The 21744-nt window shown below is 65.7% G+C and carries 16 protein-coding genes; 10 read left to right on the forward strand and 6 right to left on the reverse strand.

The window, feature by feature from the left end:
• Nucleotides 1-93: 93 nt before the first annotated feature.
• A complete protein-coding gene (locus AB4Y35_RS10270; RefSeq protein WP_028201996.1) occupies nt 94-1599 on the reverse strand; it encodes an FAD-linked oxidase C-terminal domain-containing protein in 1506 nt (501 codons plus the stop codon).
• Nucleotides 1600-1647: 48 nt separating this feature from the next.
• Nucleotides 1648-3063 carry an FAD-binding oxidoreductase gene (locus tag AB4Y35_RS10275; RefSeq protein WP_368704300.1) on the reverse strand — a complete coding sequence of 472 codons (1416 nt, stop codon included), beginning with the start codon at nt 3061-3063 and terminating at the stop codon, nt 1648-1650.
• A gap of 194 nt (nt 3064-3257) precedes the next feature.
• Here AB4Y35_RS10275 and AB4Y35_RS10280 point away from each other — a divergent pair, with 194 nt between their 5' ends.
• Both AB4Y35_RS10280 and hmpA read left to right on the forward strand, forming a co-directional pair.
• Nucleotides 3258-3839: a cob(I)yrinic acid a,c-diamide adenosyltransferase gene (locus AB4Y35_RS10280; protein WP_368704301.1), complete on the forward strand. Its 582-nt coding sequence runs from the start codon at nt 3258-3260 to the stop codon at nt 3837-3839.
• A 265-nt stretch (nt 3840-4104) separates the two neighbouring features.
• Nucleotides 4105-5307 (forward strand): NO-inducible flavohemoprotein, encoded by a 1203-nt coding sequence (gene hmpA / locus AB4Y35_RS10285; protein WP_368704302.1) that lies wholly within the window; start codon nt 4105-4107, stop codon nt 5305-5307.
• Nucleotides 5308-5426: 119 nt separating this feature from the next.
• On the opposite strand, the gene AB4Y35_RS10290 is transcribed toward hmpA, so the two are convergent.
• From AB4Y35_RS10290 to AB4Y35_RS10300, 3 genes are all read right to left on the reverse strand, one after another.
• Nucleotides 5427-6431 (reverse strand): helix-turn-helix domain-containing protein, encoded by a 1005-nt coding sequence (locus tag AB4Y35_RS10290; RefSeq protein WP_342919324.1) that lies wholly within the window; start codon nt 6429-6431, stop codon nt 5427-5429.
• A 320-nt stretch (nt 6432-6751) separates the two neighbouring features.
• Nucleotides 6752-7204: a GDP-mannose mannosyl hydrolase gene (locus tag AB4Y35_RS10295; RefSeq protein ID WP_042262452.1), complete on the reverse strand. Its 453-nt coding sequence runs from the start codon at nt 7202-7204 to the stop codon at nt 6752-6754.
• Between the two features lie 190 nt (nt 7205-7394).
• Nucleotides 7395-9353 carry a hypothetical protein gene (locus AB4Y35_RS10300; protein ID WP_368704303.1) on the reverse strand — a complete coding sequence of 653 codons (1959 nt, stop codon included), beginning with the start codon at nt 9351-9353 and terminating at the stop codon, nt 7395-7397.
• Between the two features lie 628 nt (nt 9354-9981).
• On the opposite strand from AB4Y35_RS10300, the gene AB4Y35_RS10305 reads away from it, so the two are divergent.
• The 7 genes from AB4Y35_RS10305 to AB4Y35_RS10335 all read left to right on the forward strand — a co-directional run bounded on the left by AB4Y35_RS10305 (nt 9982) and on the right by AB4Y35_RS10335 (nt 20073).
• Entirely contained in the window at nt 9982-10986 is a 1005-nt protein-coding gene (locus tag AB4Y35_RS10305) for a helix-turn-helix domain-containing protein (protein WP_342919322.1), read from the forward strand.
• A gap of 103 nt (nt 10987-11089) precedes the next feature.
• Nucleotides 11090-12598, forward strand: coding sequence for a mannose-1-phosphate guanylyltransferase/mannose-6-phosphate isomerase (locus tag AB4Y35_RS10310; RefSeq protein WP_368704304.1), 1509 nt, complete (start codon nt 11090-11092; stop codon nt 12596-12598).
• Between the two features lie 41 nt (nt 12599-12639).
• Nucleotides 12640-14031, forward strand: a complete 1392-nt coding sequence (locus tag AB4Y35_RS10315) for an undecaprenyl-phosphate glucose phosphotransferase (protein WP_368704305.1) — start codon at nt 12640-12642, stop codon at nt 14029-14031.
• 62 nt (nt 14032-14093) lie between these two features.
• Complete coding sequence (locus tag AB4Y35_RS10320; RefSeq protein WP_368704306.1) at nt 14094-16325, forward strand: polysaccharide biosynthesis tyrosine autokinase; 2232 nt, start codon at nt 14094-14096, stop codon at nt 16323-16325.
• An 89-nt stretch (nt 16326-16414) separates the two neighbouring features.
• On the forward strand, nt 16415-17533 hold the full coding sequence (gene gmd, locus AB4Y35_RS10325) for a GDP-mannose 4,6-dehydratase (protein WP_069267834.1): 1119 nt from the start codon (nt 16415-16417) through the stop codon (nt 17531-17533).
• 6 nt (nt 17534-17539) lie between these two features.
• The gene (locus AB4Y35_RS10330; protein ID WP_368704307.1) at nt 17540-18499 is read left to right on the forward strand and encodes a GDP-L-fucose synthase family protein; all 960 of its coding nucleotides are present in this window, start codon (nt 17540-17542) and stop codon (nt 18497-18499) included.
• Nucleotides 18500-18678: 179 nt separating this feature from the next.
• The gene (locus AB4Y35_RS10335) at nt 18679-20073 is read left to right on the forward strand and encodes a glycosyltransferase WbuB (RefSeq protein WP_368704308.1); all 1395 of its coding nucleotides are present in this window, start codon (nt 18679-18681) and stop codon (nt 20071-20073) included.
• 58 nt (nt 20074-20131) lie between these two features.
• Here AB4Y35_RS10335 and AB4Y35_RS10340 read toward each other — a convergent pair whose 3' ends face one another.
• Entirely contained in the window at nt 20132-20782 is a 651-nt protein-coding gene (locus AB4Y35_RS10340) for a hypothetical protein (protein ID WP_368704309.1), read from the reverse strand.
• Nucleotides 20783-21008: 226 nt separating this feature from the next.
• Here AB4Y35_RS10340 and AB4Y35_RS10345 point away from each other — a divergent pair, with 226 nt between their 5' ends.
• On the forward strand, nt 21009-21719 hold the full coding sequence (locus AB4Y35_RS10345; RefSeq protein ID WP_368690226.1) for a putative colanic acid biosynthesis acetyltransferase: 711 nt from the start codon (nt 21009-21011) through the stop codon (nt 21717-21719).
• Nucleotides 21720-21744 lie beyond the last annotated feature (25 nt).

Raw genomic sequence — 21744 nt, forward strand, 5'->3', positions numbered from 1 at the left:
AGCGAACCTCGCCTGACAACCCGGAGCGGACCCTCATTCGGGTCACGCGCTATGCATAGACGGCGCGGTACCGGGTGCGTGCTGGCCGGTCTGTCAGAAGCGCGGCAGCTCGGGGTGCGGCAGCAGATTCCCGCGCACGTGCATGCGCCCGTACTCGGCGCAGCGCGCCCGCGTGGGAATGCCCTTGTCGGGATTGAGCAGCCTGGCCGGGTCGAACGCGTGTTTTACCGCATGAAACGCGTCGCGCTCCTGCGGCGAGAATTGCACGCACATCGAATTGATCTTCTCGATGCCCACGCCGTGCTCGCCCGTCACGGTGCCACCCAGTTCGACGCAGGTCTCGAGAATGTCCGAGCCGAAAGCCTCGGCGCGGTGCCATTCGTCGAGGTCGTTGCCGTTGAAGAGAATGAGCGGGTGCATGTTGCCGTCGCCGGCATGGAAGACGTTGATGCAGCGCAATCCATACTGCTTTTCCATCTCGTGGATGCGCGCGAGCAGCGGCCCGATCGCGCGGCGCGGCACGGTGCCGTCCATGCAGTAGTAGTCGGGCGAGATGCGGCCCGCGGCCGGAAACGCATTCTTGCGGCCCGACCAGAAGCGCAGGCGTTCTTCCTCGGTGCGCGAGATCTGGATGCGCGTGGCGCCATGCTCGCGCAGCACCGTGGTCGTGCGCGCGATCTCGTCGGCGACTTCCTCGGGCGTGCCGTCGGCTTCGCACAGCAGGATGGCGGCGGCGTCGAGGTCGTAGCCCGCGTTCACGAACTCTTCCACGGCGCGCGTGGCCGGCTTGTCCATCATTTCGAGGCCCGCGGGAATGATGCCCGAGGCGATGATGCCCGCCACGGCGTCGCCGCCTTTCACGACGTCGTCGAAGCTCGCCATGATGACCTGCGCGGTTTGCGGGCGCGGAATCAGCTTGACGGTCACCTCGGTCACGATCGCGAACATGCCTTCGCTGCCGATCATCACCGCGAGCAGGTCGAGGCCCGGTGCATCGGGCGCGAGCGAGCCGAATTCGACGATCTCGCCGTCCATCGTCACGGCGCGCACGCGCAGCACGTTGTGCACCGTGAGGCCGTACTTGAGGCAATGGACGCCGCCCGAGTTCTCCGACACGTTGCCGCCTATCGTGCAGGCGATCTGCGACGAAGGGTCGGGCGCGTAGTAAAGGCCGAAGGGCGCCGCCGCTTCGGAAACGGCCAGATTGCGCACGCCGGGCTGCACGGTGGCCGTGCGCGCGTACGGATCGACTTCGAGAATGCGCTTGAAGCGCGCGAGCGAAAGCACGATGCCGTGCCGTATCGGCATGGCGCCGCCCGAGAGGCCGGTGCCCGCGCCGCGCGGCACGACCGGCACGTCGAGGCGCCGGCAGATCTGCACGATGCGTTGCACCTGCGACTCGGTTTCCGGCAGCGCCACGGCGAGCGGCAGCCGCCGGTAGGCGGCGAGGCCGTCGCACTCGTAGGCGACGGTGTCCTCCTCGCGATGCAGCAGGCAATGCGCCGGCAGCACGGCCATCAACGCCTGGACTACCTCGCGCTGGCGTTGCGCGAGCGCTTCCGGGCTCAGCTCGGGCAAGTTCGCCTCGGGTGCGTTCATGTCTCCTCCCGTCTGTTGCGCTTGAGTGCGCTTCTCAGCGCTTGTCGGTTACACCGCCCAGCTGAAGATCTTGCCCGGATTCATCAGGTTGTGCGGATCGAGTGCGTGTTTGATCGCGCGCATCGTGTCGATGGTGTCCGCGCCGTGCTCTTCGACGAGGAAATCCATCTTGTGCAGGCCCACACCGTGTTCGCCCGTGCAGGTGCCGTCCATCGCGATCGCACGCTGCACGATGCGGTGATTCAGGCGCTCCGCCTCGTCGATTTCCTCGGGCTTGTCCGGGTCGATCAGGATCGCCACGTGGAAGTTGCCGTCGCCCACGTGGCCGACGATCGGGCAGGGCAGCGGCGAGGCCTTGAGATCGGTTTCCGTCTCGATCACGCATTCGGCGAGGCGCGAGATCGGCACGCACACGTCGGTCGTCACGGCGCGGCAGCCGGGCTTGAGCTGCAGCATCGCAAAGTAGGCGTTGTGGCGCGCGTTCCACAGGCGGCTGCGGTCCTCGGGGCGCGTGGCCCACTCGAAGCCTTCGCCGCCGTGCTGCGCGGCAAGCTCCTGCACGAGCTGCGCCTGTTCTGCGACGCCCGCCTCGGTGCCGTGAAACTCGAAGAAGAGCGTGTGCTTTTCGCGCAGCGTGAGGTTCGAATGCTTGTTGATCGCGCGCACCGCGAGCGAGTCGATGAATTCCACGCGCGCGATCGGCACACCGATCTGGATCGTCTCGATCACCGTGCGCACCGCCTCCGCCATCGAAGGGAACGCGCACACCGCCGCCGAGACGGCCTCGGGCTGCGGATAGAGCCGCAGCGTGATTTCGGTGATCACGCCGAGCGTGCCCTCCGAGCCGACGAACAGGCGCGTGAGGTCGTAGCCCGCCGACGACTTGCGTGCGCGCGTGCCGGTCTTGACCACGCGGCCGTCGGCGAGCACGGCGGTCAGGCCGAGCACGTTCTCGCGCATCGTGCCGTAGCGCACGGCGTTGGTGCCCGAGGCGCGCGTGGCCGTCATGCCGCCGATGCTCGCATCGGCGCCCGGGTCGATCGGGAAGAACAGGCCCGTGTCGCGCAGCGCTTCATTGAGCTGCTTGCGCGAGATACCGGGCTCGACGGTCACGGTGAGATCTTCGGCGTTGATCGAGAGCACGCGGTTCATCTGCGAGAGGTCGATCGACACGCCGCCCTGGACGGCCAGCAAGTGACCTTCGAGCGACGAGCCGTTGCCGTAGGGAATGATCGGCACGCCATGACGGGCGCACAGCTTGACGATGGTCTGGATGTCCTCCGTGCTCTGCGCGAACACCACGGCGTCGGGCAGTTGCGGGTCGAAGGGCGATTCGTCGCGGCCGTGATGGGCGCGTACGGCTTCGGAAGTGGAGACGCGTTCGCCGAACGCGCTGCGCAGTTGATCGAGGAGTTCGGTGGGGAACGGGCGGCGTGCGAGGGCCGGCGGCGCGGGGTGATTCACGCGGGTGTCTCCTTCGTATGGGTATGACTTCTGGTTCGGTTCATTTTACGCTGAACGCCCGTGCCGCAAAGTCGCGCTCCTTATGCTGCGGTGCATGAAACCTATAATGGGGCCGGCAGGCATGGGCGCCGGACACGGCGCCGGGCGCGGGTGATGCGCGACCTGCGCGAATTTACAGCTTCGGAGAGCACGACATGGGCAATCGCCTGAGCAAGATTGCAACGCGCACCGGCGACGACGGCTCGACCGGACTCGGCGACGGCAGCCGCGTGCGCAAGGACGACGCGCGCATCGCCGCGATCGGCGACGTCGACGAGCTGAATTCGCAGATCGGCGTGTTGCTGTGCGAATCGCTCCCCGACGACGTCCGCGAGGCGCTCGTCGCAATCCAGCACGACCTGTTCGATCTCGGCGGCGAGCTGTGCATGCCGGGCCACACGCTCGTGACCGACGAACATCTCGCGCGGCTCGATGGCTGGCTCGAGCACTACAACGGCGCGCTGCCGCCGCTCAAGGAATTCATCCTCCCGGGCGGCTCGCGAGCGGCAGCGCTCGCGCACGTGTGCCGCACCGTGTGCCGGCGCGCCGAGCGCGCGGTCGTCGCACTGGGCGCCTCGGCGAACGCGGGCCCGCCGCTCGCCGATACGCCGCGCCGCTACGTCAACCGGCTCTCCGACCTGCTGTTCGTGCTCGCGCGTGTGCTCAACCGGGCCGCGGGCGGTAGCGACGTGCTCTGGCGGCACGATCGGGGCGCGGGCAAGCCCAGTGGCGCGTAAGGCATAAAAAGGGCGCGAGCACACGCCGCCCCGTCCGGCCGATGTGCGCTCCAAGGTGGTGTCTGGCGTCCAACCGCACCGCCATCGTCCGAAAAAGACTGTTTCCCGCACCGCAAAAGCCCCGCCGAAGCGCGCTCCAAGGCCATCCGCCGCGCGTTCGCGGCCGGCGCAATCGGGAAATTGCTGGGGTGCGACAAAATGCCTGGGTCGGGCTGTCGCATTAAAGATGTATCTTGTGTGCATCTTTACCACGGAGAAGCCGTAAATGACTGCGCTCACCGCCGACCAGATGGCCCGCGTGAAGGCCACTGCGCCCGTTTTCGCCGAGCACGGCGCCACGATCACCAAGCATTTCTACAAGCGGATGTTCGCCGCGCACCCCGAGCTCAAGAACATCTTCAACCAGACGCATCAGCAAAGCGGCAGCCAGCCCGAAACGCTCGCCCGCGCGGTGTACGCCTACGCGGCGAACATCGACAATCTGGGCGCGCTCGGCGGCGCGGTCACACACATCGCGCACAAGCACGCGAGCCTGAACATCCGTCCGGAGCACTATCCGATCGTCGGCCGCCATCTGCTCGGCGCGGTCGTCGACGTGCTCGGCGACGCCGTGGACCAGCCCACGCTCGACGCCTGGGCCGTGGCTTACGAGCAACTCGCGAACATCATGATCGGCACCGAGGCGAAGCTGTACGAAAGCGCTTCGTGGAGCGGCTTCCGTCCGTTCAAGGTCATGCGCAAGCAAGTCGAAAGCGATGAGATCACCTCGTTCTATCTCGCGCCGGCCGACGGTGCATCCGCGGGCGGCTTCGAGCCGGGCCAGTACGTGAGCGTGACGCGCTTCGTCGACAAGCTCGGCGTGGACCAGCCGCGTCAGTACAGCCTCTCGGACGCGCCCCACGGCAAGTGGCTGCGCATTTCGGTGAAGCGCGAGGCTGGCCGCGGCGAAGCGCTGCCGGGCCACGTGTCGAACATCATGCATGACGGGGTGGAAGAAGGCGCGGTGGTGCACGTGAGCGCGCCGATGGGCGAGTTCACGCTCGATCGCAAGAAGACCTCGCCGGTCGTGCTGATGAGCGGCGGCGTGGGCATCACGCCGATGAAGTCGATGCTCTCCACGCTGATCGCCGAGCGCAGCGAGCGCAAGGTGACCTTCGTGCACGCATGCCGTAACGCGAAGGTGCATGCATTCCGCGACTTTCTGCGTCATGCGGTGTCCGAGTACCCGAACGTCAAGCGTGCGGTGTTCTACGAAGAAGTCGGTACAAACGACCGCCAGGGCGTGGACTATGACTTCGAAGGACGCATCGATATCGGCCGCATCGAAGCGGATGTGCTGCTGCCCGACGCCGACTACTACCTGTGCGGCCCCGTGGCGTTCATGCGCGAACAGCGCGAGGCGCTGATTGCCCGCGGCGTCGATGCTTCGCGCATCCACACGGAGATCTTCGGCTCCGGCATGCTGTAACGTTGCACACCCGGCGCGCTCAAATTACACGCTGAGTACGCCGAATGAAAAAAACGCCGCGCGAAAGCGCGGCGTTTTGCGTATGCAACGGTAAAACATGTATCGAATTGCGACCGGCATTACTCGCCCGAAGCCCGCCGGTTCACGGCGCGATACCCCGATGGCGAAATCGAGAGCCTGCGCCGGAAGATCCGCGCGAGACGCTCGCCGCGTGGCACGCCGCAGCGTTGCGCGATCTCGTCGATGGGAAGATTGGTTTGCGCGAGCAGAAGGCAACTGGCATCGAGCCGGGTGCGCAGCAGATATTCGGAAGGCGTGAGGCCCGTTTGCGTCTTGAAGTGGCGCAGGAAGTTTCGCATGCTCATCTGCGCGACGCGCGCAGCGTCGGCAACCGAGATCGGCTGATGGTAGTTCTCGCGCAGCCAGTGCGCGGCCGAGCTGATCTTGCCGTTCGCGCTGTCCGACTCGCCATCGTCGAGCATGGGGCCGAGCCGCTCCCACGAGCCCGGCATCGAGTCCTCGGATACGCGCTGCGCCAGGGCCACGCCGTGATTGCGCTTGACCACCTTGAGCGCGGCGACGAGCGCCTCGGAAGGCGTCACGACCGAAGCGCCGGCGTTGCGCGCTTCCAGCGCCCGGCGTAGCCGCTGCGCCGAGTTTGCCGTATTGCCGCCCGTGCGCAGGAAGGGCACATCGGCGGCGGCGAGTACGGCGCGTCCCTCGCCGAGCGCGCGAATGATGCGCACTTTCGGTGCGAGCATCTGCAGCCGCGTGATGAGCCGCGCGTTGTCGCGCGCCTCCATCGCACCGGGGCCGCCGGCGATGAATAGTGTGTCGAAGCCGCTGCGCAGCGGGCCATGCAGGCTCTCGGACCATATCCGCAGGCCGCAGCCGCTGGCCACGTTGCCGCCAGGCTCGGAAAGCATGACGATGGAATAAGCAGGAAGCGTGTCGGCGCAGGCATCGTTCGCGAGACGGAACACATCGGCGAGCAAGGTCACATCCCCGAGCGGGAAGCCCTCGAAAACCAGGATGCCTATGCGTTTGGCCACGTGTCCGAACTTCAAATGAGCGCCGCGCGGCTGGAAAGCGGCTTGCCGGCAGACCACCCTATCGATGTACATGGCCGGTTCCTCGCGCAGAAAGGATTCGCAGGAGTACGTTGCGTTTTTGCGCCGCGTGCCCTGATCCGGCTGTGTGGGGCTGTTACATGCGGTCACATCACGCTCTCGGGATTCATGATAGGCCGGTGGGGTGCTGGCGCACGCCGCAGTCTGAAAATGGCGAGAAGTTGGCAGAATGGCTCGGTATGCTGGGCAAGGCGGCTCGGCATTGACCGGGCGTTGATCCCGCTGCTTACGGGCGCGCACACGCGCCCCACGCGTGCTTCACGAACGCCGCGCGGTCAATCCACGACGCGCGTGTGTCTGTCGCTGGGGCGTTTTTAGCAGAAATATTGTTTCGAATTCTTGTGCACGTCCTCGCGCATGAGCAGCTCCTCAGGCCACAGCCACGCGTACTGGCTGTGCTGATCGAAGCGCCCGACAGGCACGGTGCTGTCCAGCATGAACGCATACGCAAGCACAACGTAATGTGTGCCGATGCCGTTTTCCGCCGCGAAGTTGTCCGGATAATGATGCTCGTAGACGCCGACGAAGCGCGCGGCCGAGCGCTGCATGCCCGCAATGCCGAGCTCGGTTTCGACGATGCGCGTGAACGCGGCGTCGAGCCATTCGTCCTTGTGGATGCGTCCGCCTGGCACGAACCACTTGCCGCGCGCCGGGCGATTGCGTCGTTCGCCCACAAGCACGCGGCCGTCGGCATCGGCGACGATGAGGTCGATCCCGACAAGCGGTGCGAGCCGCACAACCTCGAGGAATTCGGTAGGCGACAGCATGGACGAGCGGATCCGTGGGGTGGCGGTCGTGTCGATATGATTGTCTCGAGCGCAGCCGTTGCGCGCGCGGCGCATGACAATCAGGCGTCGCGTTCATCAGCAGTCTAGGCGGCTCAAAATCGCGTTGCACTGTCCAGAGCCGCCTAAGTCTCGCTATCGTGGGCCAAGATGCGAGCCCAGGCACTTGCGCTCAAGGCTTCGGCGCGACGTAGCCTGCGGGCGTGACAGCGTTCGATCTGGCGACCTCGGCATTGTCCGACACGACATACACGGGTGATTCGGTCAGACGCAGCGGGAGCATGCCGTCGTTGTAAGTCATGGTGGTCGGGTTGCCCATCATGTCGAACACGCTCACCTTGCCCGTGCGCCCGCGCGCGTCCACCTGAAGCGTGTAGTTCGTCGCGCGCGTCGCGTCGAACCCGGTCTTCGCGCTCCAGCGCGCGTTGTCGTGGCTCCACAACGCCGTGATCACCTTGCCGCCGCCCGGACGCGCGAACGCGTAAGCGTAGACGCCCGCGGGCGTGCCGCGCAGCGGCCCGAGTGTATACGTACCGTCGATCAGCCGCGTCATGGTCGCGACCGCGAGCGCGGCCGGCTTCGGGCTGATGTTCGACGCGCCGTACATGCCCTTCGGATGCTCGAGTTCGAAGAACACGCCGTAGCCCGGCGTCGTCTCCGGCATGTCCGCTCCATAGAAGACGAACGTGGTGTCCGCGCCTTCGCCGAGCAGGATCAGATGTGCGCGCGCCACGACCGCGCCCTGCGCGTAGAGCGTTTGTGCGTCGGGATAGTTGGCCGCGTAATTCGTACCGATGTCGTAACTAATACCCGTTTCGGTCACGAAGAGCGGGGCGCCCGGTTTGAGCACGTCGCGCATCGTCGTGCGCAGCTCGCGCATGGCTTCGGGCAGCGATAGCGTGCCTTTTTCGGGTGCGCCGTACAGACGCTCCGGCGGATGCGAAGGGCTGGTACCGAAATCGTAGTAGCCGTGGATCGTCACGCCATCGAGATACTTAGCAATGCCAAGCGGTGCGAACTTCTTGAGCCACTCCGTGTTGCCCTGCACGCCTGCATAGGTCGGGCCCATCACGATCGCCGACGGGTCGGTGGCGTGGATGCCCTCGTAGACGGTCTTGTAGAGATCAACGAAATGCGCGTCCGTGTCTTTCCACGGCAGCCCGCCGTCCTTGTCGGGTTCCCACGTGACCTGATAGTAGTTGTGCGCCTGGCGCGGGAACACGCGCGCGCGGATGCGTGCGGACTCCGCGCCAACGCGCGACATGTATTCGCGCAGCTGGCCCAATGACGAAGGCACGTAGCTGTGGGTCTCCTCGCCGTTCGGACTCGCCCACCCGGGAAAGCCGTCGAGCGTGATCAAGCGCATGATGTCGCCGGGCTTGAACTGGAGCTCGAGCTGGGAGGCGGCAGCGTCGAACGTATTCGGACCTTTGGGCTCCATGACGTACCAGCCCCGCTTGTCGTTGGCCCACGCCAGACCGAGGTCGGTGTAGAGCGGACGCAGGCCGTCGCCGCCGCAGCAGTGCTGTCCGGGCGCGATATATGCTGAGCCTTGTCCACCGAAGCGGTGCAGGTCCTGGCGCGCGAAGGTGGGTGCGGGAAGTGCTGCACTCACATCGGGCAGCACGCCGAACGTTGTGATGCCGGCCGGTCGGGTCCCGCGCTGGGGCAAACCCGTAGACGGCTGCGAAGCCAGCGACGCCGAAAACGCGAAGTAGCCTGCCTGCGGCAGCGTGCAGGTGAGCGACGTGACGCGCGGGCCGGCTGCCACCGTGAAGTTGCCGCTTGCCTGCGGACGGCTCCAGGTATCCGTGATCTGCCATTGCACCTTGTCGTCGCGCGTCGCGCGCGTGGTCACGTCGATGCGCACGCTCTTGCCGCGGGGAAACAGGCGTGTTCCGTCGCTGCCGGGCGTATCGGCGAAGAGGGGATCGTCGCCTGCGTCTGTCGCCGCGCGGCCGGCGGCGCTCCTGCAAACGGGCGCGTCGGCGGCGCGGCAACTCATCACCGGGAGCAGCACGCCGAGGACGCCCAGCGCGAGCGTTGCGGCCGGCACCCATGAAAAAGCGCGCGAGCCGCGCGCGGGAGGAGGGTTTACAAGTACGGATGCAAGGGCTGGGCGCAATGTCATTGGCAGGTTCCTCACAGCATGAAAGGGTAAGCCTAGTTGTTCGAGCCAGTCATTTGACGCCAGCCTCCAGGCTTTTCGCGCAATTTCTCCTGGAAGCGCCGCGCGCGAGTTGTGCAGTGCTCGCGGAGCCCGATCATATAAAGCGGCTTTTTGTGAATTTTTTTATTGTGCGGCGCAAACAGGATTTAACGGGTTTAAAATGCCCCTCGCATGCTCGAAATCGGAGCCCAAAGCTTCTTAAACATCATTTAATCAGACGAATCGACTTGCCGTTTTTAATTGGCCGTTTCGCTTCCATCCCATGCGCACGCATCGATCGGAAGGCGTCAAACGATTTTGTAGTAACAAAGGCGAATATACCTGTCTGTAACGGTTATCCGGCACTTTTGCCGATTCGATGTAATCGAACCAATTGCCTTTCACGCGGTTTGCTTTTTTGTCATTTAGCTTGGCGCCAAACCTTCTAATCGGTCCTCGACCGGACTAAATGCGCCAATGTCTCGCCAGTTTCGGTCAGTCGTCGTTGGCGGAATTTTTCTCTGCCTATGATGCACTGCACATGGAATGCTATCGAAATGCTATTACCGGGACTTTTCGCTTGATACGGGGGATTGTTTAGGGGAAAAGCATGGCGTACGCAAGTCTGGATTTGCCGTCGTTCAGCCGCCCGCATCTAGTGACCGCGGGCATCAGTCGAGAGGTGCGTCATATCGCAATTCTGCTGTTCGATGGTTGTTCGCTCCTCGGCGCCGGTATTGTGGCTGAAGTGTTTCATGTAGCGAACGAGCTCTCGACGGACACCGCTCGCAGTTCACCTTACGATGTAAGCATCCTTTCGGCCGATGGCGGCAACGTGACGTGCTCGTCGTCGGTACGGGTCTGGACAGATGGACTCGATGCGCGCCACTACGTCGGTTTCGACGCGCTGTTCGTGGCGGGTGGAAAGGGCGCCTTCGCGGCCGCCAACGACGAGCGTCTCGTCGCGTGGCTGCGTCGCGTGCACGCGAATACCGGCACCATTCGTCCGATTGGTGAAGGCCGTTCACTGCTCGAAGCAGCGAGTCTGTGCGGCCAGCGCACGCAGCATGAGTTCGGCTCGTATGCGATGCAAACGGGACGCGAGGAAGCGGGCGGCGACGCCGGCGACCGGCTCGAGTCGATGAAGAGCGCGCTCACGCTCGTCAAACGCGACCTCGGCGTGGATGTTGCGCGCGCCGTGACCGAGCGGCTCATGCCCGATTCGGGCGGCAACCTGCTGCCGTTCCTCGGCGATGCGCTCGGTAGCGCGCCGGCTGACAAAGTGCGTGCAGCGGCGCGCTGGCTGCAGGAAAACTGTCAGCGGGCCATTTCGATAGCGGACGCAGCACAGGTCGCCGCGATGAGCGAGCGTAACTTTCTGCGCCGCTTCAAGCTGGAGATGGGCATCACGCCATCTGATTACTTACTGCATGCGCGTCTCGCGATTACCTGCAGTCTGCTCACCGATTCGGAATTGCCGGTCGACAAGATCGCGCGCCGCACCGGCATGGGCAATGGCGACCGCCTCGCCAAGATCTTTCGCAAGCGCATGATGATTTCGCCCACCGAATACCGCGAGCAAAGCCGTCGCGAGGCCGGTGTAGAGGCACTGTAGCCGCGGACGCTGTAACACCGCGGTAATAACGATCGCACATCGCCGTAACTGGGTCGCTCGTCGCGAGTCGAGGCGATCCTGCCCGATATGCAGGAGTCCGAACATGAATGAAAGGTCACCGATTCAGGAGGGCCAGAGCCAGGCCCGCGTCGAAGCCGCTGCGTGCACGCGCATCGTGCCGCTCGTGCTGGCGGGCGGGTCTGGCACGCGTTTGTGGCCTGTTTCGCGCGAACATTTCCCTAAGCAGCTAATTGGTGTGGTGGGCAGCGATACGCTGCTGCAGGCCACCGTGCACCGGCTCGACGGCTTTTCGTCAGAGTGGGAGGTCGCGAGTTCGCCAATCGTCGTATGTGGTGAAGAACACCGCTTCGTGATCGTCGATCAGTTGCGTGCGTGCGGCATGGACGCGCGGCTCGTGGTGGAGCCGGCGCGGCGCGACACGGCGCCGGCGCTCACACTCGGCGCGGCGCTTGCGTGCGCGAACGGCGACGACGCGATTCTCATCGTGATGCCGTCGGACCATGCGATCACCGACCTGGACGCCCTGCAACGCGCGCTCGAATGCGCAGCGCGCCATGCGCAGCGCGGCGCGATCGTGACGCTGGGCGTGCCGCCGCGTTCGCCTGAAACGGGGTTTGGTTACATCCGCGTCGGCGAAGCGATTGCCGACGGCGCGCACCGTATCGACGGCTTCGTCGAAAAGCCCGCGCCCGAACTCGCGACGCAGTACGTCGCGCAGGGCGGCTACTGGTGGAACAGCGGCATCTTCGTGATGCGTGCGAGCGTCTGGCTCGATTCGCTGCGCGCGCTGCAGCCCGACATGCATGCAGCGTGCCTTGCCGCGTTCGTCGACGGCCAGCAAGACGGCCCCGTGTTCCGGCCGGCCGCGGACGCCTTCAAGCGCGCTCCGTCCGACTCGATCGATTACGCGGTCATGGAGCGGCTATCGGCCAGCAACGGCTGGACGCCCGAGGGCGTGGTGGTCGCGCTCGACGCGGGCTGGTCCGACCTCGGCTCGTGGGACGCCGTGTGGGCCGCGATGGAAAAGGACGAAGACGGCAACGTCGGACGCGGGCGTGTCGTGTTCGAAGGCGCGGTGGCGACGTACGCGCATTCCGACGGCAGGCTCGTGGCTTGCGTGGGTACATCGAACCTCGTGGTGGTCGAAACCGCCGATGCGGTGCTCGTCGCCGACCGCTCGAAAGTGCAGGACGTGAAGGGGCTCGTTGCGCGTATCAAGGCGGAGCGCGCCCCCGAGGCGGATTCGCATCGCAAGGTGCAGCGTCCGTGGGGCTTCTACGATTCGATCGATTCGGGCGAGCGCTTCCAGGTCAAGCGCATCGTCGTCACGCCGGGGGCGCGGCTCTCGCTGCAACTGCATCACCATCGCGCCGAGCACTGGACGGTTGTGCGCGGCACTGCACTCGTCACTCGTGGTGAGGAATCCTTTCTTATGACGGAAAACGAGTCCACTTACATTCCGCTCGGTGTGCGCCACCGGCTGGAAAACCCGGGCAAGGTGCCGCTCGAAATCATCGAGGTGCAGTCGGGAGCGTATCTGGGAGAGGACGACATCGTCCGTCTCGACGATACGTACGGCCGCTGCGGTTGAGGGTAGCGGCACGGCTTGCAGGGAGAAAAAAGGGAGAAAGCATGCGCGAGCTACAAAATCTGATGGCGAGAGTGCTCGACGTATCTGCCGTAATGATCGGCGCCAGCGTGGCTTCGGAGATCCGTTTCGAAGATATCGTGCCGCGCGGCGTGAACGAAGCCTTCGTGCTGCTCTCAGCGGCCTTTGCACTCGTGATCTTTCCGGCGTTCGAGCTTTACCAGTCGTGGCGCGGCCGCTCCAAGGCGTTGCTCGCGGGCCAGGTGTCGCTTGCCTGGCTCGTGGTGCAGGGCTGCGCGCTGATCTCGATGTACTCGACGATGCATCACGTCGATGTCGTTTCACGCCTGTGGTTCGCCTACTGGACGGCCGTTGCAGGCGGCTTGCTCATTACGTGGCGCTTCCTTGCGCACGGCGTGCTGTCGCATATGCGCCGCGCGGGCATGAATCTCCATCAGGTCGCCATTGCGGGTTCCGCTTCGCAGTGCGACGAGATTGTGCGGCGCATCGATGCGGAGCCAGGCTCCGGTTTCCGCGCGAGCGCGCTCTACAACACCATGCCGCAATCGGCACGGCCCGCGTCCGAGAAGGACGCGCCGGTGTGCGACACGATCGAGTCGTTCGCGCAGCACATCCGCGAGCACGACGTGCACGAGTTGTGGCTCGCTCTTTCGCTTGCCGAGGAACGCACCGTGGTGCGGCTCGTGAGCGAGTTTCGCAACGACCTCGTGAACATCCGCTTCATCCCGGACGTGCGCTCGCTGGCCCTGTTCGACACCAGTACGGTGATCGAGCTGCTCGGCGTGCCCGCGATCAACCTCGTCGCCTCGCCGCTGCCCGCGAGCGCGCAGCTCAAGAAGGCGCTGTTCGACCGCGTGTTCGCAACGCTCGCGCTCGTGAGCCTCATGCCGCTGCTCATCGGCATTGCGATTGCGGTGAAGGTTTCCTCGCCGGGGCCGGTGCTGTTCAGGCAGCGCCGCAAGGGCGCAGACGGCCGCGTGTTCACGATCTACAAGTTCCGCACGATGCGCGAGCACAAGGAGGCGCCCGGCACGGTGAGCCAGGCGACGCGCCACGACCCGCGCGTGACGCGTCTCGGCGCGTTCCTGCGCCGCACGAGCCTCGATGAATTGCCGCAGTTCTACAACGTGCTGCGCGGCGACATGTCGGTGGTCGGACCCCGCCCGCATGCGCTCGAGCACGACGATCTTTATCAGAGCGTGGTGAAGGGCTACATCCACCGCTATCGCATCAAGCCCGGCATTACCGGGTGGGCGCAGGTCAACGGATTTCGCGGCGAGACCGATCGCCTCGAAAAGATGGAAATGCGCGTAGCGCACGATCTGTATTACCTCGGCCATTGGTCGTTCTGGCTCGACATGCGCATCATCGCGGCCACGATCATTCACGGTCTGGTTGGTCGCAACGCGTATTGAGCGCTGCGGCGCATTCGAGCAAGCATCACCAGCAAGCAACACCAGGTTTCGGGAGAAGCAAGATGGCGATGAATTATGACGGCGCTTACTATGGCGCAGCAGGCGCCGACGAGCGATACCTCGGCGACTACCTGCAGACGATGGTGGCGAACTGGCGCGCCATCGCGATCGTGACGCTTGCCGTCACGCTGCTGGGCGCGGCCTATGCGTTCCTCGCGACGCCGACCTATCGGGCCGACGTGCTGTTCCACCTCGTCGACAAGGGCGACGCCAGCAAGAAGGACAGCAGCCTGCCGCCGCTCACGGGCATGTTCGACGAGAAGTCGACCGCGAACGGCGTGATCGAAATGCTGAAGTCGCGCAACGTGACCGAGGAAACGGTGCGCAAGCTGCACCTCGACATTTCGGCGCGGCCGCGCGAAATGCCCGTGATCGGCGGCATGCTCTCGGGCATCCTGAGCGCGCCCTGGGCGCAGCACCTGCCCGGGTTCCTGCGGCCGTCCGGCTACGCTTGGGGCGGCGGCGACATCAAGGTGTCGCGCTTCGATACGCCCGAAGCGATGTACGAGCGCGACTTCACGATCGTCGCCGGCGACGAGCCCGGCACCTTCACGCTGCGCGACCCCGACGGCATTCCGCTCCTGCAGGGCCGCGTCGGCGAGGACGTGAGCGCCAACACGTCGGTCGGGCCGATCGCGCTGCACGTCGACAGTTTGAGCGGGCCGCCGGGAACGCCTTTCCTGCTCACGCGCGCCTCGACGCTCACCACCGTCGACCGGCTGGAGAATTCGCTGCAGATCCAGGAAGTCGGGCTGCAGTCCGGCGTGATCCGCGCGAGCCTCGAAGGCCACAACAGCAAGACGACGGCCGCGATTCTCAACAACGTGGCGCACGAGTTCATCAAGCAGGACATCGCAAGCCGTTCGGCGGAAGCGGAACACATGCTCGCGTTCCTCGACGACCAGCTGCCGCAACTGCGCTCGCAGGTCGATGCGGCCGAGCAGAAGTACAACAAGTTCCGTAACGAACACGGCACCGTCGATCTCGGCGAAGAAAGCCGGCTGCTGCTCCAGCAGGTGAGCGACAACAAGATCCGTCTCGAAGACCTGCGGCAGCAACGCGCGGAACTCGCGCAGCGTTTCACCGAGCATCACCCGGCCGTTCAGGCGCTCGATGCGCAGATCGGCACGCTGCAAGCGGCGCAGTCGCAGCTCACGCGTAATGTGGCGCAACTGCCGGACACGGAGCAGTCGGCCGTGCGCCTGTTGCGTGACGTGCATGTGAGCACGGAGCTGTACACGAGCCTCCTGAACAGCGCGCAGCAACTGCGTGTGGCGCGCGCGGGCCAGGTGGGTGACGTGCGCGTGGTCGATTTCGCCGAAGCGCCGGATGATCCCGTGCGTCCGAAGAAGCTGCTCGTGATCGCGCTCGCGATCGGCGCGGGGCTCGTGCTGGGCGTGCTCGTCGCGTTCGTGCGCAAGTCGCTGTACGGCGGTGTGGAGCGTCCGGACGAGCTCGAAGCCGCGCTCGGCGTGCCGGTCTTCGCCGTGGTGCCGCGCAGCCCGCAGCAGCTGCGTCTGCAGCATCACGTGTCGTCGCGCCGGCGCGGACTGCACGTGCTCGCGCAGCAGAATCCGCAGGACGTCGCCGTGGAAGGCGTGCGCAGCCTGCGCACCTCGCTGCAGCTCACACTCAACGACGCGCGCAACAACATCGTGATGCTCACGGGCTCGCGGCCCGACATCGGCAAATCGTTCCTGTCGGTCAATCTCTCCGCGCTGGTCGCCTCGGTGAACAAGCGCGTGCTGATCGTCGACGGCGACATGCGGCGCGGCGATGTGCACTCGCACTTCGGCATCAAGCACCAGCCGGGTCTCTCCGACGTGCTGCTCGGCGCCGATCTGGACCAGGCGATCCAGCACGAGGTGCTGCCTGGACTCGACGTGCTGGCCAAGGGCTCGCTGCATTCGCATCCGTCCGAGCTGTTGATGAGCCCGCGCTTCGAGTCGCTGCTCGAAGAACTGGGGGCGCGGTACGACCTCGTGATCGTCGATACGCCGCCGGTGCTCGCGGTGACCGACTCGACCGTGATCGGGCGCTACGCGGGCACGACGCTGCTCGCGATTCGCCACGGCCGCCACCCGATTTCGGAGCTCGAGGAAACGGTCAAGCGCCTGCGCATTGGCGGCGTGAATCTGCGTGGCGTGCTGCTCACCGACGTGCCGAAGACCGGCGCGTTCATCGGCGGCGGGTATCGCGGCGGTTACTACGGTTACGAAAGCATTGCAGGGTAGCAACAGGTTGACGGCCGGTTTTCGGGCCGCCCGTCGATGATGAAAACCACCGAATCCCATTTCGCGCACGCGAGGAGAGAACGATGGCAATGGCTCGTAAAGTTGCTTTGATTACCGGCATCACCGGTCAGGACGGTTCGTATCTGGCAGAACTGCTTTTGAACAAAGGCTATGAGGTGCATGGCATCAAGCGCCGTTCATCGCTCTTCAACACGGACCGCATCGATCACCTGTATCGCGATGCACACGACTCGGAGCCCGGCATCCACCTGCATCACGGCGAAATGACCGACACCACGGCGCTGTTGCGCGTGGTCCAGGAGATTTCGCCCGACGAAGTCTACAACCTCGCCGCGCAGAGCCACGTGGCCGTGTCGTTCGACGAGCCCGAGTACACCGCGAACGCGGACGGCCTCGGCACGCTGCGCATTCTGGAAGCGATCCGCATTCTCGGCCTCGCGAAGAAAACGCGCTTCTACCAGGCTTCGACGTCCGAGCTGTACGGGCTCGTGCAGGAAGTGCCGCAGCGCGAAACCACGCCGTTCTACCCGCGCAGCCCGTATGCGGTCGCGAAACTGTTCGCGTACTGGACCACGGTGAACTACCGCGAGGCCTACGGCATCTATGCGTGCAACGGCATTCTCTTCAACCACGAGTCGCCGCAGCGCGGCGAGACCTTCGTGACGCGCAAGATCACGCGTGCGATTGCCCGCATCGCGGTCGGGTTGCAGAAGGAGTTGTATCTCGGCAACCTCTCGGCCATGCGCGACTGGGGCCATGCGCGCGATTACGTCGACATGCAATGGCGCATGCTCCAGCAGGAGCAGCCCGAGGACTTCGTGATCGCAACCGGTGTGCAGTACAGCGTGCGCGACTTCGTGCGCGCGGCGGCGGCGGAACTGGGCATCACGGTGCGTTTCGAAGGCAGCGGCGTCGATGAGGTCGGCATCGTCGACCACGTGGATTCGCGTGAGATGCGGCTCGAAGCGGGTCAGGTGATCCTGCGTGTCGACCCGCGCTACTTCCGCCCGGCCGAGGTCGAGACGCTGCTTGGCGACGCCTCCAAGGCGCAGGAGAAGCTGGGCTGGAAGCCGGCCACCTCGTTCCAGGCGCTCGTCAAGGAAATGGTGCGAGCCGACTATCAGGCCGCGCGGCGCGACGCGCTCGTCACGCTGGCCGGCTTCAAGGCTCTCGAACATCACGAGTGAGATGCCATGGACAAGACCTCCCGAATCTTCGTTGCCGGCCACCGCGGCATGGTGGGCTCAGCGCTCGTGCGCGCGTTGCAGGCGCACGGCTACCATAACCTCGTCACGCGTCCCCACGCGGAGCTCGACCTCACCGATCAGGCCGCGGTCGACGCCTTCTTTGACGGCGAGCACATCGACGCGGTGCTGCTCGCGGCCGCGCGCGTGGGCGGCATTCTCGCGAATTCGACGCAGCCCGCACAGTTCGCCTGGGACAACCTGGCGATCGAGACCAACGTGATCCGGGCATCCTACAACGCGGGCGTGCAGCGCCTCGTGTTCTTCGGCTCGTCGTGCATTTATCCGCGTGAATGCCCGCAGCCGATCCGCGAAACGTATCTCCTCACCTCGCCGCTCGAGCCGACCAACGAGGCCTACGCGATCGCGAAGATCGCGGGCCTGAAGCTCTGCGAAGCGTACAACCGACAGTACGGCACGCATTTCGTCTCGCTCATGCCGACCAACCTGTACGGCCCCAACGACAACTACGATCTCGGCAGCAGCCATGTGCTGCCCGCGCTGATCCGCAAGGCGCACGAGGCGCGCAGCAAAGGCCAGCGCACGCTGACCGTCTGGGGTTCGGGCAGGCCGCGCCGCGAGTTCCTGCACGTCGACGATCTCGCCGATGCGACGATCTTCGTGCTCGAGCACGAGACCGGCGACGGCGTGTACAACGTCGGCGTCGGCGAGGATCTCTCGATCCGCGACCTCGCGCAGCGCGTGTGCGACGTGGTGGGCTTCGAAGGCGAACTGGTATTCGATTCGACCAAGCCCGACGGCACGCCGCGCAAGCTGCTCGACGTGTCGCGCCTGGGCGATCTGGGCTGGCACGCGCACATCGGCCTCCAGGAGGGGCTCGCCCGCACCTACGACGATTTTCTGCAAACCCAGGCCGCGCCGGCGTACGAGGCGGGCATGCGGGTTTGACGTGGCCTGACGGGACCGATGGCATTCGAAACGATCGGCTCAAAAGGACGAAAGGGAAGAGGCGTCTGGTTGGTGGTGGGCGTCGTGCGCGGACCGGATGCACGACGCCCGCTTTTTTTCGCTCGGCGCGCGAGACGATTAAAGGCGGCACACAGCAGTTCAGGGACGGAAGCGACGCAATGAGAATCCTGATTTACGGACTGAATTACGCGCCCGAAGTCACAGGCGTCGGCAAATACACAGCCGAAATGGCGGAGCTGCTCGCGGCGCACGGCCACGAGGTGCGCGTGATCTGCGCGCCGCCCTATTACCCGCAATGGCGCGTGCATGAAGGCTATCGCGCGGGGCGTTACCAACGTGAAACGTTGCGCGGCGTAGGCGTCTGGCGTGCGCCGCTGTGGGTGCCGACCCAGCAGGGCGGGCTCAAGCGCATCGTGCATCTGGCGAGCTTCGCGCTCTCGTCGCTGCCGCTTCTCGCGCGGCTCGCGGCGTGGCGGCCTGAGGCCGTCATGCAGATCGTGCCGACGCTGTTCTGCGCGCCCGGCGCGCTCCTGCTCGCGCGGGCCGTCGGCGCGCGCAGCTGGCTGCATATTCAGGACTTCGAAATCGATGCGGCATTCGACCTTGGGCTGCTGCGCGGCGGCCAGGAGTCGCGTCTCGGGCGCGCGGCCCTCGCCGGCGAACGCTGGCTGCTGCGGCGCTTCGACGTCGTCTCGTCGATTTCGGCGCGCATGGTTGAGCGCGCCATCGACAAGGGCGTCGATGCCTCCCGCGCCGTGTGCCTGCCGAACTGGGTCGACACCGAGGCGATCTTCCCGCTGCCGTATCCGAGCGCGTTCCGGCGGCGCCTGGGCATCCCGCAGGACAACACTGTCGTGCTCTACTCGGGGAACATGGGGGCGAAGCAGGGCATCGAGATTCTAGCGGATGTCGCAACGGCGCTCGCCGCGCGGCCCGATATCAGCTTCGTGTTCTGCGGCGACGGCGCGGCCAGGCGCGAGCTGATCGCGCGTTGCGAGCCGCTCTCGAACTGTCACGTGCTGCCGCTGCAGCCGTCTTCGATGCTCAACGAGCTGCTGAACGTGGCCGATATCCACGTGCTGCCGCAGCGCGCCGATGCTGCCGACCTCGTGATGCCCTCGAAGCTCACCGGCATGCTCGCGAGCGGCCGTGCGGTGGTCGCCATGGCGCGGCCCGGCACGAGTCTCTTCGACGTGGTCTCGAGCCACGGAATCGTGGTGCCGCCCGAGGATGACGCAGCGCTCGCTGCGGCGATCGTCGATCTGGCCGGCGACCCCGCGCGCCGCGCCGCGCTTGGCCGTGCCGCGCGGCGCTACGCGAAGCGCATGCTGTCACCGCAGGCGATCTTCGACGTGCTCGAAGCGAGGCTTGCCGGGCTAGCGGGTGAGGTTGCCGGGCCGGCGGGCCAGACGCAGGTCGAGCCGCAAACCGCGTCAAGTGGCGCTGCTTCGGCGCAGCAAGGCGTGGGTCAATCCGCGGGTCAGAATCAATCTGCGCGTCAGGCGGGCAAAGGCGGATCGACGTTGCCCGAGGTCGAGCAGTCCGACGTATGAGCGACAGCGCCCAGGGCCGCGACGGTGGCCTTGGGCTGCCCCGGACCGCAAGCGGAGCTTACCAGGGCGACTTGTAGAGTTCGGAGTTGGACTGGTCCGGCGACCCGTACGGGCTGCCATACGGATTGCCGTAGACCTGCGCAGTTGGCGAGGTTTGGCTGGCGCCGTAGTCATAGCCGGCCGTCGAGCGGCTTCCCTTCGCACCGCCGCCCCCGCCTCCGCCGGTGCTCCTCGCCACCGCATTGCCGGCGCGCGACATGCCGTTTGCGCCGATCCTGCTGTGATTCGCGGCGCCCCTGCCGCCTGCGCTCGAAGCGCTGCTTCTGTCACCCCTGCCACCGTTGGCGCTCACCGCGCTCGCGGCGTAATCCCCCGGCGTCACGACATGCATGTGCTTTTCGTTCGTGAGCGCGTCTCGCGCGTCGTCTGGCGACGCGCCGTTGCTGCTGTACGGGGTCACGCTGTACGGGTTGTCCGAGGTGCCCGGACCGCCGAGCAGGCGCTGTTCGTCTTGTTGCTGGCGCTGCACGGCGTTGCTGAGGGTGTTGCCCTGGCGACTCTGGTCACTCGCGGCAGCGGGGGAGCCACCGGTGGCGGCGCCGTACGTGGCGCTCTGCGCAAACACCGCGCACGGCCACGCGGCGCACGCGGCCTGCAGCGCGGCGGCGAGTACATAAGGCGCAAATCGATGATGAGAAAAACTGGACATGGCATTGATCCCGCGCGCCGCGAACGATGCGGCGTCAAGCCTTCATGTTGCCTACCGCGCGTCGCGCCGCTGCGCCAAAACCCCTGCCGTGTCGGCCACGCGTGCGAGGCGCTGCGGTGGCCGCCCGATAATGACATCGTGGCTTGATGCGTCCCGTTATGCGGGCCGCCAGGCTTGCAACCGCAGGAAGCCAACAGGAACCGACCCGGATGGGCAAGGAGCGTTCATGACGGAAGCGGTCGAAGGTTTAGGGACCCGCAAAGGGAACGTCGGCGCGGCTGGGCGCAGGGAGGGAGCGGGCGAAGCGCCGCCCGCAGGCGTCGTGCCGCCACAAGCCGCAAACGACGCACGCGCTGCGGAAATCCGCGTGATCGATTTGAGTCGTGCTGGAAAAGGCAACTTCGTCGCGCGCCGGGGCAAGCTCGTGCAGGCCGCGTGGTATCTGGTCGAGGCCTGCGTGCTCGACAATCGTCTGCTGCCGCTCTCCGCGCTGCGCGTGGGCCTGCTGCGCCTGTTCGGCGCGAAGGTCGGGCAGGGCTGCCGCCTCGTCCATCCCATGCGCGTGAAGGCGCCGTGGAATCTGGAAATGGGCGACAACTGCTGGATCGGCGTGGACGTCTGGATCTACAACCAGGCGCCCATCCGCATCGGCTCGAACGTCTGCCTGTCGCAGGGGGCGTTTCTCAGCGCCGGCTCGCACGACATGCGCACGAACATGGACCTGCACGTCGCGCCGATCGTGATCGAGGACGGCGCGTGGGTCTCGTCCAAATGCGTGGTGCAGATGGGCGTGACGATCGGGCGCTCGGCAGTCGTCACGCCGCTCTCGGTCGTGCATCGCTCGCTGGAAGCCGGCGGCGTGTATGGCGGCAATCCGTGCCGCTTTATCCGCTGGCGTTTCGAGGAAGGCCAGCCGCCCAAGGAGCCCCAGGCATAAGGGCGGCGAGGCTGGCTCGTTTCAG

Source organism: Paraburkholderia sp. EG286A (assembly GCF_040965375.1).
In the GTDB taxonomy this organism is placed as follows: Bacteria; Pseudomonadota; Gammaproteobacteria; order Burkholderiales; family Burkholderiaceae; genus Paraburkholderia.

Bases quoted from the DNA above. Each gene is read 5' to 3' on its own strand.
- AB4Y35_RS10330 (WP_368704307.1), top strand. From the start codon at position 17,540: ATGGACAAGACCTCCCGAATCTTCGTTGCCGGCCACCGCGGCATGGTG.
- AB4Y35_RS10295 (WP_042262452.1), bottom strand. From the start codon at position 7,204: ATGCTGTCGCCTACCGAATTCCTCGAGGTTGTGCGGCTCGCACCGCTT.
- AB4Y35_RS10300 (WP_368704303.1), bottom strand. From the start codon at position 9,353: ATGACATTGCGCCCAGCCCTTGCATCCGTACTTGTAAACCCTCCTCCC.
- AB4Y35_RS10315 (WP_368704305.1), top strand. From the start codon at position 12,640: ATGCGCGAGCTACAAAATCTGATGGCGAGAGTGCTCGACGTATCTGCC.
- AB4Y35_RS10340 (WP_368704309.1), bottom strand. From the start codon at position 20,782: ATGTCCAGTTTTTCTCATCATCGATTTGCGCCTTATGTACTCGCCGCC.
- AB4Y35_RS10335 (WP_368704308.1), top strand. From the start codon at position 18,679: ATGAGAATCCTGATTTACGGACTGAATTACGCGCCCGAAGTCACAGGC.
- AB4Y35_RS10305 (WP_342919322.1), top strand. From the start codon at position 9,982: ATGGCGTACGCAAGTCTGGATTTGCCGTCGTTCAGCCGCCCGCATCTA.
- AB4Y35_RS10320 (WP_368704306.1), top strand. From the start codon at position 14,094: ATGGCGATGAATTATGACGGCGCTTACTATGGCGCAGCAGGCGCCGAC.
- AB4Y35_RS10345 (WP_368690226.1), top strand. From the start codon at position 21,009: ATGACGGAAGCGGTCGAAGGTTTAGGGACCCGCAAAGGGAACGTCGGC.
- AB4Y35_RS10280 (WP_368704301.1), top strand. From the start codon at position 3,258: ATGGGCAATCGCCTGAGCAAGATTGCAACGCGCACCGGCGACGACGGC.
- AB4Y35_RS10270 (WP_028201996.1), bottom strand. From the start codon at position 1,599: ATGAACGCACCCGAGGCGAACTTGCCCGAGCTGAGCCCGGAAGCGCTC.
- AB4Y35_RS10310 (WP_368704304.1), top strand. From the start codon at position 11,090: ATGAATGAAAGGTCACCGATTCAGGAGGGCCAGAGCCAGGCCCGCGTC.
- gmd (WP_069267834.1), top strand. From the start codon at position 16,415: ATGGCTCGTAAAGTTGCTTTGATTACCGGCATCACCGGTCAGGACGGT.
- hmpA (WP_368704302.1), top strand. From the start codon at position 4,105: ATGACTGCGCTCACCGCCGACCAGATGGCCCGCGTGAAGGCCACTGCG.
- AB4Y35_RS10290 (WP_342919324.1), bottom strand. From the start codon at position 6,431: ATGTACATCGATAGGGTGGTCTGCCGGCAAGCCGCTTTCCAGCCGCGC.